14 protein-coding genes are annotated in these 16,469 nt (G+C 66.5%); 1 reads left to right on the top strand and 13 read right to left on the bottom strand.

Annotated elements, in window-relative coordinates:
* Positions 1–34 precede the first annotated feature (34 nt).
* The 10 genes from AC1RR5_RS24180 to rpsB all read right to left on the bottom strand — a co-directional run bounded on the left by AC1RR5_RS24180 (position 35) and on the right by rpsB (position 10,569).
* Entirely contained in the window at positions 35–673 is a 639-nt protein-coding gene (locus tag AC1RR5_RS24180; protein WP_492925836.1) for an OmpH family outer membrane protein, read from the bottom strand.
* Between the two features lie 2 nt (positions 674–675).
* Complete coding sequence (bamA, locus tag AC1RR5_RS24175; protein WP_492926029.1) at positions 676–3,039, bottom strand: outer membrane protein assembly factor BamA; 2,364 nt, start codon at positions 3,037–3,039, stop codon at positions 676–678.
* Positions 3,040–3,059: 20 nt separating this feature from the next.
* Complete coding sequence (locus AC1RR5_RS24170; protein ID WP_492925834.1) at positions 3,060–4,256, bottom strand: M50 family metallopeptidase; 1,197 nt, start codon at positions 4,254–4,256, stop codon at positions 3,060–3,062.
* 21 nt (positions 4,257–4,277) lie between these two features.
* The gene (gene dxr, locus AC1RR5_RS24165; RefSeq protein WP_492925832.1) at positions 4,278–5,477 is read right to left on the bottom strand and encodes a 1-deoxy-D-xylulose-5-phosphate reductoisomerase; all 1,200 of its coding nucleotides are present in this window, start codon (positions 5,475–5,477) and stop codon (positions 4,278–4,280) included.
* Positions 5,465–6,310, bottom strand: a complete 846-nt coding sequence (locus AC1RR5_RS24160) for a phosphatidate cytidylyltransferase (RefSeq protein ID WP_492926027.1) — start codon at positions 6,308–6,310, stop codon at positions 5,465–5,467. The genes dxr and AC1RR5_RS24160 overlap by 13 nt, the downstream gene beginning before the upstream one ends.
* Positions 6,270–7,046 (bottom strand): polyprenyl diphosphate synthase, encoded by a 777-nt coding sequence (gene uppS / locus AC1RR5_RS24155; protein ID WP_492925830.1) that lies wholly within the window; start codon positions 7,044–7,046, stop codon positions 6,270–6,272. The genes AC1RR5_RS24160 and uppS overlap by 41 nt, the downstream gene beginning before the upstream one ends.
* 49 nt (positions 7,047–7,095) lie before the next feature.
* Positions 7,096–7,662, bottom strand: a complete 567-nt coding sequence (gene frr, locus AC1RR5_RS24150) for a ribosome recycling factor (RefSeq protein WP_492925828.1) — start codon at positions 7,660–7,662, stop codon at positions 7,096–7,098.
* 27 nt (positions 7,663–7,689) lie between these two features.
* Positions 7,690–8,427 (bottom strand): UMP kinase, encoded by a 738-nt coding sequence (pyrH, locus tag AC1RR5_RS24145; protein ID WP_492925826.1) that lies wholly within the window; start codon positions 8,425–8,427, stop codon positions 7,690–7,692.
* Between the two features lie 191 nt (positions 8,428–8,618).
* Positions 8,619–9,557 (bottom strand): translation elongation factor Ts, encoded by a 939-nt coding sequence (tsf, locus tag AC1RR5_RS24140; RefSeq protein ID WP_492925824.1) that lies wholly within the window; start codon positions 9,555–9,557, stop codon positions 8,619–8,621.
* 151 nt (positions 9,558–9,708) lie between these two features.
* A complete protein-coding gene (gene rpsB, locus AC1RR5_RS24135) occupies positions 9,709–10,569 on the bottom strand; it encodes a 30S ribosomal protein S2 (RefSeq protein WP_492925822.1) in 861 nt (286 codons plus the stop codon).
* A gap of 365 nt (positions 10,570–10,934) precedes the next feature.
* Between rpsB and AC1RR5_RS24130 the strand changes: the two genes are divergently transcribed.
* Positions 10,935–11,585 carry a haloacid dehalogenase-like hydrolase gene (locus AC1RR5_RS24130; protein WP_492925820.1) on the top strand — a complete coding sequence of 217 codons (651 nt, stop codon included), beginning with the start codon at positions 10,935–10,937 and terminating at the stop codon, positions 11,583–11,585.
* A 320-nt stretch (positions 11,586–11,905) separates the two neighbouring features.
* Here AC1RR5_RS24130 and AC1RR5_RS24125 read toward each other — a convergent pair whose 3' ends face one another.
* The 3 genes from AC1RR5_RS24125 to dnaE all read right to left on the bottom strand — a co-directional run bounded on the left by AC1RR5_RS24125 (position 11,906) and on the right by dnaE (position 16,452).
* Positions 11,906–12,472, bottom strand: a complete 567-nt coding sequence (locus AC1RR5_RS24125; RefSeq protein WP_492925818.1) for a GNAT family N-acetyltransferase — start codon at positions 12,470–12,472, stop codon at positions 11,906–11,908.
* Between the two features lie 80 nt (positions 12,473–12,552).
* On the bottom strand, positions 12,553–12,903 hold the full coding sequence (locus tag AC1RR5_RS24120; protein ID WP_492925816.1) for a GFA family protein: 351 nt from the start codon (positions 12,901–12,903) through the stop codon (positions 12,553–12,555).
* A gap of 117 nt (positions 12,904–13,020) precedes the next feature.
* Positions 13,021–16,452: a DNA polymerase III subunit alpha gene (gene dnaE / locus AC1RR5_RS24115; protein WP_492925814.1), complete on the bottom strand. Its 3,432-nt coding sequence runs from the start codon at positions 16,450–16,452 to the stop codon at positions 13,021–13,023.
* Positions 16,453–16,469: the final 17 nt, after the last annotated feature.

Genomic DNA, 16,469 nt, shown 5'->3' with positions numbered 1-16,469 from the left:
GTTCCCCTAGGTAACCCCAGGGGAGACGATTCGCTTACTTATTGGACGGCAGAGCGCCAGCGGCCGGAACCTGCTGGTCCAGGCGTTCCCGATCGAAGGTCAGCGTCTTGATGCGGGCGTCCAGGGCGGTCACCACGGCGTCGGTGATGTCCATCGACGGGTTGGCCAGCATCACCGATTCACGGTCGAACAGGACGCTGCACTTCTGGGCCTGGTAGACCTGCTTGATCGGCGTATCGAGCTCTTGATAAACGCGCGACAGCGCCTTTTGCTCGGTCGCTTCGACTTCCTTCTGGCGCAGCTGGCCCTTGCGCTGCCAGGCGTTGGCCTTGACCTGCAGAGCGGCGGCCTGTTGCTCCAGGGCGTCCTGGGCCAGGGTGGCCTTCTTGGTGTCGAGGGCCTTGGCTTCGTTGTCGAGGCCGGTGCGCTCGGCGGTCAGCTCGGCGTTCACTTGCTGGATGATGGTGCCCAGGCGCGTGTTGACGGCCTTACCGACCTGCGACTGACCCACGGCGCGTTGGCTCGAGAAGATGCAGATGCCGGTCAGGGCCGGGCCGTGCGTGACGGCGGGACCCGCCGCGGCCGGGGCGGCCGGAGCCGTCTGGGCCGAAGCGGCGGTCGCGAGAGCGAGAGCGACGACGCTGGAGGCGGCCGCGGACAGGAACTTGGACATGTTTATTGGAACCTTGTGGAGGTGGAGAACCGGAACGTTTCGGTTCGGTCGTAGCTTTCCTTGGCCAAAATACGGCTGATATCGAATCGGATGGGACCCATGGGGGACTTCCAGTCGATCGAGACACCGGCCGTGGCGCGCAGGCCGAGGTTATCCTTGATGTTGGGATCGAAGACGCCGGGCGACCTCTGGCGATCCACGTCATCCAGCAGACCGGCCGTACCCACGTCGCTGAACAGAGCGGCCTTGATGCCGTACTGCTCGGGCAGGAAGGTCGGGACGGTCAGCTCGAAGGTGCTGATGGCGTAAAGCTTGGCGCCCATCGAGTTGTTCGTGCTCGAGATGTCGCGCGGACCGATACCGGCGATCTCGAAGCCGCGGAACGAGGTGCCGCCGCGATAGAAGCGGTCGTTGATGCGGACGTTGTCGCCGCCCCAGCCCTCGATATAGCCGAACGAGCCCGTGGCGCTGAACACCAGGTCCTTGGTGAAGCCCCAGTACCAGCCGGCGTCGGCTTCGGTCTTGAGGTACTTCACGTCGCCGCCGATGCCGGCCAGGTCCTGGTTCAGGTCGGCGAACCAGCCGCGGGTCGGGTTGATTGGGTCGTTGCGCTTGTCGATGCGCAGGCCGTAGCCGATCAACGAGGTGATGTAGGCGCCGCGCTGCAGGCAGAGGATCTGCGAGACAGAACCGCTGGTGCAGAGGCTGTCGGCCACGTCCACGTTATCCTGGCGGATCGTGTAGCGCAGGCTCATCGACGAGTCGTTGGTCAGCGGGAAGCCGAAGCGGACGTCGCCGCCGACCGACTTGGTGTCGTAGGCCGCGTAGTCCGACAGGTCGTAGCGGAAGGTGTACAGGTTCACGCCGGCGACCAGGTTGCGACCCAGGAAGCGCGGCTCGGAGAAGCCGAAGTCGATCTGCTGACGCAGCGAGCCAACCGAGGCGCGGGCGCGCAGGTTCTGGCCGCGACCGCGGAAGTTCCGCTCGGTGATGCCGACGTCCAGCACCAGCTTGTCGATCGAGCTGTAGCCGGCGCTGAACGACAGTTCGCCCGTCGGCTGCTCCTCGACCTTGACCCGCAGGGCCGTGCGGTCGGGGGCCGAGCCCGGCGCGTCCTCGATCTCGACTTCCTTGAAGAAGCCCAGGCGGCGGATGTTGTTCTTCGAGCGGTCGACCAGCACGCGGTTATAGGCGTCGCCTTCGGCCACTTCCAGCTCGCGGCGCAGGACGTAGTCCAGCGTGCGGGTGTTGCCGACGATGTCGATGCGATCGACGTAGACGCGCGGGCCTTCACGGACCTGGAAGACCACGTCGACGGTCTTGGTCTCGCGGTTGGGCACGTACTTGGGACGCACGTCCACGAAGGCGAAGCCGGCGGCGCCCGCCGCGAAGGTCAGGGCGTCGGTGGCCTGCTCGATCTTCTCGTCTTCGTACAGCTGGCCGGCGCGGATCGGCAGGATCTGGGCCAGCAGGTTGCCGTCCAGCTTCTTCAGCTCGGTCTCGACGGTCACCTTGCCGAACTTGTACTTCGGACCCTCTTCCAGGGTGTAGGTAACGGCGAAGCCGTTCTTGTCCGGAGCCAGCTCGGCCACCGACGAGACGACGCGGAAGTCGAAATAGCCACGGTTGCGGTAGTGCTTGCGCAGCTGCTCGCGGTCGTACTCGATCCGGTCGGGGTCGTAGTTGTCGTTGCTGGTCAAGATCTTGTACCAGCGGCTTTCCTTGGTCACGACCACGTCACGCAGGTCGTTGTCCGAGTACTCGCTGTTGCCCAGGAAGTTGATCCCGAGCACGCCGCTCTTGGGGCCTTCGGCGATTTCGAACACCAGGTCGACGCGCTTCTGCGGCAGCTCGACCACTTTGGGCGTCACGGTCGCCGAGATGCGGCCCGAGCGGCGATACAGTTCGATGATGCGCTGGACGTCGGCCTGCACCTTGGCGCGGGTGAAGATGCCGCGCGGACGGATCTGCACTTCGTCCTTCAGCTTGTCTTCCTTCAGGGACGAGTTCCCCTCGAAGACCACCTGGTTGATGATCGGGTTCTCGACGACCTTCACGACCAGGTCGCCGCCCTGCATCTCGATCTTCACGTCGGCGAACAGATCGGTGCGGGCCAGGGTCTTCAGCGCCAGGTCGAGGCGCTGGCTATCGACCGTGTCGCCCGGCTGGATCGGCAGGTACGACAGAACCGTGCCCTGCTCGATGCGTTCATTGCCCTGAACGACGATGCGCTGGACCACTCCGGTCTGAGCGGACTGCGCGAAGGCTTGTTGCGGAGCCACCAAGGCCGTCGAGCCGAGGAGCAGCGCCATACCCGTGGCGAACGCGGCGCTTTGGGCGCGAAGTTTGTTCATGTGACCAATCATGGACGGAGGGCGGGCGCTGTTCACGTGAACAGTCCGCCGATGAATTTGAACACGTCGTAGCGGTTGAGGTCGTTCCACGCCGCGAACAGCATGAAACCCAGGATCAAGGCAAGCCCCGCGCGGAAGCCGGCGGCCTGGAAATCCGCCCGCAAGGGACGTTTAGCGATGGCTTCGTAGGCGTACATCAGCAGATGGCCGCCATCGAGGACCGGGATCGGGAGCAGATTCATGAATCCGATGCTGACCGACAGGCTGGCGATCAGCAGCATCGACGAGATGAAGACGCGCAGCGCCATGGTGGCGACGTCGGGCGCGCCGGCGGCGCTGGCCTTGGTCACCGCGCCGGCGGTGTGGCCGATGCCGATCAGACCGCTGATCTGGTCGGCGGGCAGCTGGCCGGTGACCAGGCGGCCCAGATAGAAACCGATCGTCTTGATCATGCTCCAGACCTCGGCCGTGGCGTCGGGGATGGCCGACAGCACGCTGGAGCGCTTGAACTGGGTGATGCCCGCGTTCTCGATGCCCAGCTGGCCGGTCTTCATGCGGCCGGTGATCTTGTCGTTGATCTCGACCAGGCGCGGCGTGGCGGTCAGCTGGACCTGTTGCTGGCCGCGCGCGACCGTGAAGTGAATCGGCAGGTTGGCGCGCAGCGACACATAGCCCTGCAGGTCCTGGAAGGTGCCGATCTTGCGACCGTCGGCGGCGACGATCACGTCGCCCTTCTTGAAGCCGGCCGCCTCGGCCGCGCCGCCGGGCACGACGCCGTTGACGGTGGCCGCGCGCTGCGGCGTACCGACCATCACCAGGAAGACGGCCATGATCAGGATGGCCAGGACGAAGTTCGAGATCGGGCCGGCCGCGGCGATGATCGCCCGCTGCCAGACCGGCTTGAAATGGAAGTACTTGGCGACGCCCTCTTCGCCTTCGCGCCGCACGATCGACTCGCGCATGGCGGCCAGGTTGTCCTGGTCGGGCACGCTGGCGGCGTTTTCGTCGCCCGAGAAGCGGACATAGCCGCCCAGGGGGATCGAGGCGATGCGCCACTCGACGCCCTGCTTGTCGCGCCACGAGACCAGCGGCGGGCCAAAGCCCAGCGAGAAACAGTCGATCGCGACGCCGCAGGCGCGCGCGGCCCAGTAGTGCCCCAGCTCGTGGATGGTCACCACGACGGACAGCACGAAGACCGTGGACAGGATGAAGATCAAAACGTCGGTCATGAGATGGCCGGGTCCCCCGGGTCAGCGCCCGCGATGCTTTTGCGCGACAACCTCGGCCGCAATGCGGCGAGCGCTGGCGTCGATCATCATCGCGTTTTCGACCGCGTCATTATCGGTGACGGAGAGACTACCAAGACTGTTCATACGCTCGAGGGTCCCCGCCACCGAGGCGGCAATATCGAGAAACCCGATACGCCGGTCAAGGAAGGCCGCCACGGCGACCTCATTGGCGGCATTCATAGCGGCCGGAGCGGCCCCCGCCAGGCGTAGCGCCTCACGGGCGATCTCGATCGAGGGGAAGCGGTCCAGGTCCGGCGATTCGAAGGTCAGCTGCCCGTAGGCGGCCAGATCCAGGCGCGGCGCGGGCCACGGCAGGCGGTCCGGCCAGGAGAAGGCGCAGGCGATGGGGCTGCGCATGTCCGGCGCGCCCAGCTGGGCCAGGGTCGAGCCGTCGACATACTCCACCAAGCTATGGATCACGGACTGAGGGTGCACCACGACGTCGATACGATCTTCCGGCGTTCCGAACAGGTAGGAGGCCTCGATCATCTCGAGCCCCTTGTTCATCATCGTCGCGGAATCGACCGAAATCTTGGCGCCCATCGACCAGTTGGGATGGGCGATGGCCTGTTCCGGGGTCGCGGCGGCCATGGCGGCCTTGTCCCAGGTGCGGAACGGGCCGCCCGAGGCGGTCAGGATCAGGCGGGCCACGCGGTGGGCGCAGTCGGGCTGCAGCACCTGAAATATTGCGGAATGTTCGGAATCGACCGGGATCACCGAGCCGCCGGCCGCCTTGGCGATGCTCAGCAGGGCCGGCCCGGCGCAGACCAGGCTTTCCTTGTTGGCCAGGGCGATGACCGCGCCGGTGCGGGCGGCGGCCAGGGTGGGCGCCAGGCCCGCCGCGCCGACGATGGCCGACATCACCCAGTCCGCGCCCATGGCGGCGGCGTCGCTGACCGCGGCCGCGCCGGCGGCGGCGCGCACCTTGGTTCCGACCAGGCCGTCCTTCAGCTGCTGGAGCTTGGTCTCGTCCTCGATCACCGCGACCTGCGGCGTCCAGCGCAGGGCCTGCTGGATCAGGCGCTCGACATTGCGCCCGGCCGTCAGGGCCAGGATCTCGACGTCGACGCCCGATTCCTCGAACAGACTCAGGGTCGAAAGGCCGATCGATCCCGTCGAGCCCAGCACCACCACCTTACGGGTCAAGGTCAATGGCCCCACTTCACGTGGTCGACCAGACGGACGGCGGCGACGACGATCGCCGCGAACATCAGGCCGTCGACGCGGTCCAGCAGGCCGCCATGGCCCGGAATGATGTCGCCGCTGTCCTTCACGCCGAACCGGCGCTTGAGCATCGATTCCCACAGGTCGCCGGCCATGGTGGCCAGGCCGCCCAGGAAGCCCACCAGGGCCGCCGCCGGCCATACCAGGCGAAGATGGGCGAAGTGAGCCACCAGCACGGCGCCGATCGTCGCCGCCACCAGCCCGCCGATGAAGCCCGACCAGGTCTTGTTGGGCGAGATCTGGGGCCACAGCTTGGGCCCCTTCAGCAGGCTGCCGGCCACATAGGCGAAGATGTCGGCGAACCAGGTCACCACGAACAGCAGCAGCGTCCACCACAGGCCGTCGCTCAGCGAGCGGACCCAGACCAGGGCGATGACCGCCGGAGCGATATAGACGACGCCATACGCCGCGTCGGCGCGGCGCTCGACCGCGCCGCGAGCGATCAGGCCGGCCAGGAAGGCGCCGGCCAACACGACCGACCAGGCGATGAAGAACTGATGCAGGTAGGCGGCGATGACCGCCACGGCGCAGAACAGGCCGACCACGGCGCCGACGGCGTTGGGCGACTTGGGCGCGCTGATCTTGCCCCACTCGCGCGCCAGCAGCGCCGTGCAGACCAGGGCCAGGGCCAGGAACCAGAAGTTCCCCAGCCAGACGGCGGCCACGACCATAGGCACGAGCACGGTGGCCGAAACCACGCGCGTCTTCAGATTACTCCAGTTGAAGCGCTTAGCCGGCGACGGCGACGTCATCGGCAGCGACCCCTCCATAACGCCGGTCACGGCGGCGATAGTCGGCGATGGCGGCCGCCAGGGCCTCGGGGCCGTAGTCGGGCCAGAGCACGTCCTGGAAGACGAGCTCGGCGTAGGCGCAGTCCCACAGCAGGAAGTTCGAGATCCGACGCTCGCCGCTGGTGCGCACGATCAGGTCCGGGGCCGGCGCCGAGGCGGTCGACAGGAACCGCTCGAACGTCTCTTCGGTCAGGTCGGAAGCCTTGGCCTCGCCGCGCTCCACCTTCTCGGCGAAGGCGCGGGCGGCGTCGGCGATGTCGGCCTGGCCGCCATAGTTGAAGGCCACCTGCAGGGTGAAGTCGGTGTTGTTCTCGGTGCGACGCTCGGCCCGCTCGATGACCTCGGCGATGTCGGCCGACAGGCCCGTGCGCCGGCCGATGATGCGGACGCGCACGCCCGCCTTGGCCAGCCGCTCGAGGTCTGATTCGACATAGGCCTTGAGCAGGTTCATCAGCTCGGAGACCTCGTGGGCCGGCCGACGCCAGTTCTCGGTCGAGAAGCCGAAAACCGTCAGCACACCAACGTTCTGGCTCTGAGCGCCCTCGACGGTGCGCTTCAGGGCGTTGACCCCGGCCCGGTGGCCGAGGACGCGCGGCATGCCCCGCTGCTTTGCCCAGCGGCCGTTGCCATCCATGATAATGGCCACGTGCAGACGATGACCGGAGGCGCCGTCAGCGCGCTCCGAAACGTTCTGCAGACCGGTGGTCGCCGGCATTCGCTTCAACCTTCCCTCGTCGTCCCCCACTAACTCTCAAGGGAGGCGATTAGACCTGCATGATCTCTTGTTCTTTGATTTTCAAGGCCTCGTCGACCCGCTTGATGGCTTCGTCGGTCAGCTTCTGGACCTCGGTTTCCATCTTCTTGCGCTCATCCTCGCTGATGACGTTAGCCTTCTCGGCCTTCTTGAGGTCGTCGTTGGCGTCGCGGCGAATGTTGCGCACGGCGACCTTCTGGGCCTCGGCGTACTTTCCAGCGATCTTCGAGAGGTCTTTGCGACGCTCTTCCGTCAGCGGCGGGATCGGAATACGCAGATTGTTGCCTTCGAGAACCGGGTTCAGGCCCAGGTCCGAATTGCGGATCGCCTTCTCGACGGCCGAGACGACGCCCTTGTCCCAGATGTTGACGTTGATCTGGCGCGGCTCAGGCACGCTGACCGAAGCGACGGTGTTCAGCTGCACCATCGAGCCGTAGGCGTTGACCATGATCTGGTCGAGCAGGCCCGACGACGCGCGACCGGTACGCAGACCGGCGAAGTCCTCCTTCAGGGAGAGGACGGACTTTTCCATACGGTCCTTATAACCGGACAGGACGGGCTTTTCGGCGGCGGCCATGATGGGCTCTCCTCGCTAGGTCTGTTCTTAGGCGGCGCGGTCGGAGACCACGGTGTGCGTCCCCTCGCCTCGCAGGACAGTCAGCAGGTTGCCGCGCCCCTTGATCGAGAAGACCACGATCGGAATATTGCTGTCGCGCATCAAGGCCACGGCCGAGGCGTCCATGACCCGCAGGTCCTTGGCCAGCACGTCCATATAGGTCAGGTGGTCGTAGCGCTCGGCCGTCGGGTCCTTCTTGGGGTCGGCCGTGTAGACGCCGTCGACGCTAGTGCCCTTGAACAGGGCGTCGCACTGCATCTCGGCTGCGCGCAGTGCCGCGGCGGTGTCGGTGGTGAAGAACGGGTTGCCGGTGCCGGCGGCGAAGATCACGACGCGGCCCTTTTCCAGGTGACGCTGGGCGCGGCGACGGATGTAGGGCTCGCAGACGGTGGCCATCGGAATGGCCGACTGCACGCGGGTCTCAACGCCGATGCGCTCAAGCGCGTCCTGCATGGCCAGGGCGTTCATCACCGTGGCCAGCATGCCCATGTAGTCGGCGCTGGAGCGCTCCATGCCCTTGGCCGCGCCGGCCATGCCGCGGAAGATGTTGCCGCCGCCGATCACCAGGCACAACTCGACGCCCGACTTGACGATCTCGGCGACATCCTGGGCGACGGACGAAACGGTGTTGGTGTCGATACCGTAGGGCGTCTCGCCCATCAGGACCTCGCCGGACACCTTCAACAGGATGCGGCGGTATTTCTGGGGCGCGCTGGTATCGGACATGGGACCGCTATTCCTGAGTCGTCGGCACGCACATTACGTGCGTTCTACAGAAGTGGGATGGGTTTTGCCAACCGTGGCCACGCCTTTGAGAGACTGGCTGAACGGCAGGCGCAAAAAGGGCGCGGCGCGCGTCTAGACGCGCCGCGCCCTGATTGTTTGCCAGGAGCCTTAAAGACCCCCGACGGCAAGCCTTAGGCCTGGCCGGTCATCGAAGCGACTTCGGCGGCGAAGTCGTCTTGCTTCTTTTCCACGCCTTCGCCCAGGGCGAGACGGGTGAAGCCCTTGATGGTGATCGGCGCGCCCAGGGTCTTGCCGGTCTCGGCGACCAGTTGCTCGACGGTCTGGTCCGGGTTCATGACGAAGGCTTGCTTCAGCAGCACGACTTCTTCCAGGAACTTGCGGATGCGGCCTTCGATCATCTTTTCGACGACGGCGGCCGGCTTGCCCGACTCCAGAGCCTGCTCGGTGAACACGGCCTTTTCACGCTCGATGGCGGCCGGGTCCAGATCGTCCGGCGACAGCGACAGCGGGGCGGTCGCGGCGACGTGCATGGCGATCTTGCGGCCCAGCTCGCGCAGGGCGGCCTTGTCGCCGGTCGACTCGACGGCCACCAGCACGCCGATGCGGCCGAGGTCCGGCGCGGTGGCGTTGTGGATGTACGAGGCGACGACGCCGTTCTCGACCGTGTGCTTGGCGGCGCGACGGACCATCATGTTCTCGCCGATCGTGGCGATCAGGTTGGTCAGGTGGTCCTGCACGCTTTCGCCGCCGGCCAGCTTGGCGGCGGTGATGGCGTCGACCGAACCGTCGGTGGCCAGAGCAGCGCCGGCGATCTGACGAGCAGCGCCCTGGAACAGGTCGTTGCGCGACACGAAGTCGGTTTCGGCGTTCACTTCGACGGCCGTGGCGGTTTCACCAGCGCCTTGCTCGGCGGTGGCGACGGCCACCAGGCCTTCGGCGGCGGCGCGGTCAGCCTTCTTGGCGGCCTTGGACAGGCCCTTGGCGCGCAGCCAGTCGATGGACGCTTCGATGTCGCCGTTGTTTTCCGACAGCGCCTTCTTGCAGTCCATCATGCCGACGCCGGACTTTTCGCGCAGTTCCTTGACGAGGGCAGCGGTGATCTCAGCCATCGAAAATCTCCAGATTCAAACGGTTAGCGACCGAGCCTGCACCCAGTCGTAATCTCTAATGCGTAAGCGACCGGGCTTGTTAGCCCGGTCGCATGTCAGGGTCGCGACGGCCTCCACGGCCTGGCCGAGCCAGGCGGGAGGCGCGTTGGAATTAGCCTTCGGCCGATTCCGGAGCAGCTTCGGCGGCCGGAGCGGCTTCAGCGGCCGGGGCTTCCGGAGCAGCTTCAGCGGCAACGGCTTCCGGAGCTTCCGGAGCCAGAGCGCGGGCCAGGGCCGGCTCGGTCGGGTTCACGGCGGCGCCCAGGTCGACGCCAGCGCCGGCTTGACCAGCGGCCAGGCCGTCCAGGACGGCGTCAGCGATCAGGTCGCAGTACAGCTGCAGGGCGCGGGCGGCGTCGTCGTTACCCGGGATCGGGTAGGTGATGCCGTCCGGATCGCAGTTGGTGTCGAGGATGGCGACGACCGGGATGTTCAGCTTGCGGGCTTCCAGGATCGCGATCGCTTCCTTATTGGTGTCGATCACGAACATGATGTCGGGGATGCCGCCCATGTCCTTGATGCCGCCCAGCGACAGTTCCAGCTTGTCGCGCTCGCGCGTCAGCTGCAGCAGTTCCTTCTTGGAACGGCCTTGGCCTTCGCCGGCCAGGACGCCTTCCAGCTCGCGCAGACGAGCGATCGAGCCCGAGACGGTGCGCCAGTTGGTCAGGGTGCCGCCGAGCCAGCGGTGGTTCACATAGTACTGGGCGCAACGCTTGGCGGCCGTGGCGACCGGGTCGCTGGCCTGGCGCTTGGTGCCGACGAACAGCACGCGGCCACCGGCGGCGGCCACTTCACGGACCTTCACCAGGGCTTGGTGCAGCAGCGGGATCGACTGCGACAGGTCGATGATGTGGATGTTCGAGCGCGAGCCGAAGATGTAGCGGTCCATCTTCGGGTTCCAGCGGTGCGTCTGGTGACCGAAGTGGGCGCCGGCTTCCAGGAGCTGACGCATGGAGAATTCGGGAAGAGCCATCGGGCCTATATCCTTTTTCCGGTTGAACCTCCGCGGACACCCCCGTTCCAGACGATTCTGGAGCGGGACCGGAACGGCGACGCCGGGATGTCTCCCCGGTGCAACCGAACGTCCACGTGTGGAATGGCGGCGCAAATAGGCTTTCACGACGCAAAAGGCAAGCCCTGACCGCACTTTCCGTCCGCCTTCGGACCCTCGAACGCGGCTCGGGCGCCCCGTATGGCGACCTGTCCGCACGATTTTCCCCGAAAAGCCGTGCTCATCCACCGTCCCTCCACAGTCCTTCCGCGAAATCGTCGTCGTTCCGACATAGAGCCGTGGCGCAATCGATACGCCCACCTCCCGAGGGCGTCGGAGAATGCCTCATGCTCGCGGTCTTCGATCTCGATGGAACCCTGCTGGACGGCGATTCCACGGCCCTGTGGCTCTGGGAGCGCGTCAAGCGCTCGCCGCTCCGCGCCCTGGCCGTCATCGCGATTCTGCCGCTGGCCGGTCCCATGGTCGCCCTGCCCCGCACCCGCCGCGCCGGCGCTTCGATCCTGCTGTGGATCGCCACGGCGGGTCTTTGCGAGTCCGGCCTGCGCCAGTCCTGCACGCGCTTCGGCGAGGCGTTCCGGAGCGGCCGAGGCCCCCTCTCCTGGCGCGCCGGCGGCATGGCCGCGCTGCAAGAGCATCTCCAGGCCGGCGACCGCGTCGTGGTCGTCACCGCCGCGCCCGCGATCCTGGCCCAAGCCCTGATCGGTCCGCTGGGTCATCCGATCGAGGTGCTGGGCACGTCCCTGAAGCGCCGGGCCGGCGGCTGGGTCGCCGATATCCACTGCCGCAACCAGCGCAAGTGCCAGGCCCTGGCCGAGGCCGGCCACGGCGAGCACTGGGGTTACGCCTATACCGACAGCCTCGATGACCTGCCGCTGCTGCGCGGGGCCGAGCGGCCGGTGATCGTCAAGGGCGGCAAGGCGGCCGAGCGGCGGCTGTTCCGAGCGGGGCTGGCGAATGGCCGGGCGGCGGCATGGTGAGGGAGGCTGCAGTCGACTTTTAATCGAATGCCCCCCCCGACCAAGGCCAAGCTCAACGCGACCGCCCTCCCCCGCCCGACCATCCCCGCGAACACTGACGCCATACTCCCAAAGACAGCCTCAACGCCCCCCACTGCTGTGCGGTGCCAACCGGCCGGTGATCGTCAGGGCGGCAAGGCGACCGAGAAGCTGCTGTTCCGAGCGGGACGGCGAACGGACGAGCGGCGGCTTGGTAGGGCCAGTCGCCGATCCGGTCGATCCGCTCATGGGCTCAAGCGTCATGTGGCGAAGTCGCACGTCAGGACGGCATCCCTAAAACGTCAGCCGGCGCCGTCCAGCCGATAGCGCTTGCTGATCCGATCGACGAGAACTCCGTCCCTGAGCGGCACGGCCGGGCGCACGGCGTGGTCCACGAACCCCATGCGGCTGTAGAAGGCCAGGCCGCCCGTATTGTCGGCGCGGATCGTGGCGTTGATGGCGGCGAGGCCTTGCCTGCGCGCTTCCTCACGCGTCGCCGCGAAGAGCGCCGAACCGACGCCGCGCTGGACACCGCCCACGCGGGCGAAGGTGCCGATGTCGCCGATATCTTCCGGAAGGCCAGGGTAGCGACCCAGGGTCTGAAAGCCTTCGAGGCGACCGGAACTCCGGTCGACGGCGACGAAACAGCAGATGACGGCCTCGCCCGTGAGATAGGTTTCGGCCAGGATTTCCGGCGTGAAGGGCTCCTGGAGCGCTGTCGTTCCGCCTTGGGCGATGATCTGATTGAGCAGAGTGGCGAGTTCCGGGGCATCTTCCGCGCGGACGGGCCTTACTTCAAGCTGCATCGGTTCTCCCATCGACGGCTCGGAATGGTGATGGCGGCGGCCGATCGGCTTTGGCGCCGCCAAGCCTGAGCCGGCTACCGTCTAGATGGAGATCGAGGTCCGCCTTTCCACCCGCGCCAGGCGCCAAAACCGTGGGCCGCGCCTTAGAACGACTTGCCGTCCACCGGCTGCGGCTTCAGCGCGAACACGTCAACGTCGTCGAGGCAGCGGACATTGACCGCGATCATTTCCGCCCCGTTCGGCGCGGTCCCGCGCCCGAATGACTGGATGCCGCAGGTCTCGCAGAACAGGTGGGCGATCTTGTGGGTGTTGAACTTGTATTCGGTCAGGGCGTCCTCGCCACTCTGCAGCTCGAAGGCGTCGGCGCCCGCGAAGGCCAGGATCTGGCCCAGCTTGCCGCACCGCGAGCAGTTGCAGCTGATCACGTCCTCCAGCCCGACCTCGACGGCGTAGCGCACGCGCCCGCACTGACATCCGCCTTCATGCCTGGCCATTGGCTCGCTCCCTGTTCGCGGCCCGCTTCGGGCTCATACCTGCAAGTTCCATCGGAATCGAAGATATCGAGGGTTCGAATCCCTCTGTCTCCGCCAACGACAACTAGGAATATATTCCTACACATCTTCCAGCAACGCCACGCCCGGCGCGGTCTTCAACGCGCCGCGCAGGGCCGCGTCCAGCGTGTAGCGTCCAGGCAGGCGTAGCTCGATCTCACGCCCGCCGCCGATCGCGGCGACGAAGGTGACCTCGCCGCCCTTCTGGCCCTGGGCGGGTTCCAGACGGCGTTTCAGCGCCTCGATTTCGGTCGCCGAGGGCGACAGATGGACCCGCAGGCCGGCCACGACGTTCTCGATGGCCTTCTCGATCGGCTCGGCGTCGTCGCCAAAGAAGCGGACCTCGCCGTCGCGGGCCTTGGCCCGAACCTTGATCACCACGGCCTTGCCCGGCTCCAGCACGTCCCGGCACTTGCGCAGGCTCTCGGGCGGGAACAGCACCTCGTACTCGCCGGACGGGTCCGACAACGACACGAAGGCGAACTTTTCGCCGCTCTGCGAGGCGCGCTCCTGGCGGCGGCGGACGACCCCGCACATGCGCAGGGCTTCCATGCCGGCCTCGGCCTGACCCATGGCCTCCGTCACGAGCGCCACGCGCTTGCGGCGCAGCATGCCGACCACGTCCTCCAGCGGGTGACCGGTCAGGTAGAAGCCGACGGCCGACAGCTCTTCGTCCAGCAGGTCGACCTGGTTCCAGTTCTCGGTCTTGGCCAGGCGCGGACGCCCGGCGCCCAGATCCGCCCCGAACAGACCGCCCTGCCCGCCCTGGCGGTCGGCATGGCAGCTCTGGGCGTGGGCGGTCAGAACGTCGGCCGAGGCCACGATCTGGGCGCGGTTCTTGTGGATCTGGTCGAAGGCCCCGGCCCGGGCCAGGTTTTCGATGGCGCGCTTGTTGACCTGCTTGGGGTCGATCCGCTCGACGAAGTCGAAGATGTCGCGGAACGGCCCACCCTCCTCGCGGATGGCGACCAGATGCTTCATGGCCTCGAGGCCGACGTTGCGGATGGCGCCCAGGGCGTACAGCACCTCGCCGTTCTCGACCTCGAAGTCGGCGCCCGAGACATTGACGTCCGGCGCCCGCACCGTGATGTCGAACTTGCGGGCGTCCTGGTGGAAGACCGCCAGCTTGTCGGTATTCGACAAGTCCAGGCTCATCGAGGCGGCGAAGAACTCGACCGGCGTATTGGCCTTCAACCAGGCCGTTTGATACGAGATGAACGCATAGGCGGCGGCGTGCGACTTGTTGAAGCCGTAGCCGGCGAACTTGGCCACCAGTTCGAAGATCGAGCCCGACTGCTCCTCGGGGACGTTCTTTTCCTTGGCGCCGGAGACGAAACGGATCTTCTGGAGATCCATCTCCTCCTTCTTCTTCTTACCCATGGCGCGACGCAGAAGGTCGGCTTCGCCCAGGCTGTAGCCCGCCAGGATCTGGGCGATCTGCATCACCTGTTCCTGGTAGACGATGACGCCGTAGGTCTCCTTCAGCACCGTCTCCAGCGACGGGTGCAGGGTGTCGACGGGCTTTCGGCCGAACTTACAGTCGACGAAAGTGTCGATGTTATCCATCGGGCCCGGGCGATAGAGCGAGATCAGCGCGGTGATCTCCTCGATCGAGCCGCAGCGCATCTTGCGCAGCGTGTCCCGCATGCCCTGGCTTTCCAGCTGGAACACGCCGACCGTCTGGCCGGAAGCGAGCAGTTCGTAGGTCGTGGTGTCGTCGAAGGGCAGCTTGCCCAGGTCGATCTCGAAGCCGCGCTTCTTCAGGTGCTTCACCGCGCGGTCCAGCACGGTCAGGGTCTTCAGGCCCAGGAAGTCGAACTTCACCAGGCCGGCGCTCTCGACCCACTTCATGTTGAACTGGGTGGCCGGCAGGTCCGAGCGCGGATCCTTGTACAACGGGGTCAGCTGGGTCAGCGGCCGATCGCCGATCACCACGCCGGCGGCGTGGGTCGAGGCGTTACGGAACAGGCCTTCCAGCTGCAGGGCCACGTCCAGACAGGCCGAGACGTTGGCGTCTTCCTTCTTGGCCTGCTTCAGGCGCGGCTCGATATCGATGGCCTGGGCCAGGGTCACCGGCGCGGCCGGGTTGTTGGGCACCATCTTGCAGAGACGGTCGACCAGACCCAGCGGCAGCTGCATCACGCGACCGACGTCGCGCAGCACGGCGCGGGCCTGAAGGGAACCGAAGGTGATGATCTGGGCCACGCGGTCGCGGCCGTACTTCTCCTGCACGTAGGAGATCACCTCTTCGCGTCGCTCCTGGCAGAAGTCGACGTCGAAGTCGGGCATGGAGACCCGCTCGGGATTGAGGAAGCGCTCGAACAGCAGGCCAAAGCGCAGCGGGTCCAGGTCGGTGATGGTCAGCACCCAGGCGACCAGCGAACCGGCGCCCGAACCCCGCCCGGGGCCAACGGGAATCCCGTGGTTTTTCCCCCACTTGATGAAGTCCGACACGATCAGGAAGTAGCCGGGGAAGCCCATCTTCTTGATGATGTCGAGCTCGAATGCCAGGCGGTCCCAGTAGGTGTCCTCGGGCGCGGCCAGCTCCAGACCCGCGAGGCGCGCCTTGAGGCCTTCCTGCGCCTGGAACGTCAGCTCCTCGCCCTCGTCCCGGCCGTCGCCGGTCGGGAAGCTGGGCAGGATGGGGTCGCGCTTGTGCACCATGAAGGCGCAGCGGCGGGCGATATCTAGGGTGTTGTCGCAGGCTTCCGGCAGGTCGGAGAACAGCTTGCGCATGTCCGCGGCCGGCTTGAACCAGTGCTCGGGCGTGACGCGGCGGCGCTCGTCCTGACCGACGAACGAGCCGTCTGAGATGCACAGCAGCGCATCGTGCGCGTCGTAGAAGTTTTCCTTGGCGAAATAGATGTCGTTGGTGGCCACCAACGGCACATCGTTCTCATACGCCCAGTTGACCAGGCCCGGCTCGGCCGCAGCCTGTTTGGGCAGGCCGTGGCGCTGCAGCTCGACATAGAAACGATCGCCGAACACCCGCTGCATCTCGGCCAGGGCCGCCGAGGCCTCGGCGGTCTTGCCGGCGGCGAACAGGGCGTCGATCGGACCGTCCGTGCCGCCCGACAGCAGGATCAGGCCCTCGCTGTACTCGACGACCTTGGCCCAGGGCACGATCGGCTCGGGCAGTTCGGCGCTGTCGAGATAGGCGATCGACGAGAGTTCGGAGAGATTGAGATAGCCCCGCTCGTTCTGGGCCAGCAGCATGATCGTCGGCGCGCGCGCCCAACGCTCGGTCGGGCCGCCGCCAATACCCGTGATCGGAATGGCGCAGCCGATGATCGGCTGGACCCCCGCGTCCTTGGCGTAGGACGAGTATTCCAGGGCCCCGAACAGGTTGGCGCGATCGGCGATCGCCGCCGCCGGCATGCCGATCGCGGCGGCCAGCTTGCCGATCTGGTCGGCCTTAATGGCCCCCTCGAGCAGCGAATAGGCCGAGCGGACCCGCAGGTGGACGAACCCTTGTCCTTCCGCGTCCGCCATGACCGATCTCCGCTACA

This window comes from Caulobacter sp. GW821-FHT11E11, assembly GCF_058808315.1.
The sequence above is the reverse complement of the archived record's forward strand: the minus strand, read 5'-3'. Positions and strand labels throughout refer to the sequence as shown.

Bases quoted from the DNA above. Each gene is read 5' to 3' on its own strand.
- AC1RR5_RS24180 (WP_492925836.1), bottom strand. From the start codon at position 673: ATGTCCAAGTTCCTGTCCGCGGCCGCCTCCAGCGTCGTCGCTCTCGCT.
- bamA (WP_492926029.1), bottom strand. From the start codon at position 3,039: ATGATTGGTCACATGAACAAACTTCGCGCCCAAAGCGCCGCGTTCGCC.
- AC1RR5_RS24170 (WP_492925834.1), bottom strand. From the start codon at position 4,256: ATGACCGACGTTTTGATCTTCATCCTGTCCACGGTCTTCGTGCTGTCC.
- AC1RR5_RS24160 (WP_492926027.1), bottom strand. From the start codon at position 6,310: ATGGAGGGGTCGCTGCCGATGACGTCGCCGTCGCCGGCTAAGCGCTTC.
- uppS (WP_492925830.1), bottom strand. From the start codon at position 7,046: ATGCCGGCGACCACCGGTCTGCAGAACGTTTCGGAGCGCGCTGACGGC.
- frr (WP_492925828.1), bottom strand. From the start codon at position 7,662: ATGGCCGCCGCCGAAAAGCCCGTCCTGTCCGGTTATAAGGACCGTATG.
- pyrH (WP_492925826.1), bottom strand. From the start codon at position 8,427: ATGTCCGATACCAGCGCGCCCCAGAAATACCGCCGCATCCTGTTGAAG.
- tsf (WP_492925824.1), bottom strand. From the start codon at position 9,557: ATGGCTGAGATCACCGCTGCCCTCGTCAAGGAACTGCGCGAAAAGTCC.
- rpsB (WP_492925822.1), bottom strand. From the start codon at position 10,569: ATGGCTCTTCCCGAATTCTCCATGCGTCAGCTCCTGGAAGCCGGCGCC.
- AC1RR5_RS24130 (WP_492925820.1), top strand. From the start codon at position 10,935: ATGCTCGCGGTCTTCGATCTCGATGGAACCCTGCTGGACGGCGATTCC.
- AC1RR5_RS24120 (WP_492925816.1), bottom strand. From the start codon at position 12,903: ATGGCCAGGCATGAAGGCGGATGTCAGTGCGGGCGCGTGCGCTACGCC.
- dnaE (WP_492925814.1), bottom strand. From the start codon at position 16,452: ATGGCGGACGCGGAAGGACAAGGGTTCGTCCACCTGCGGGTCCGCTCG.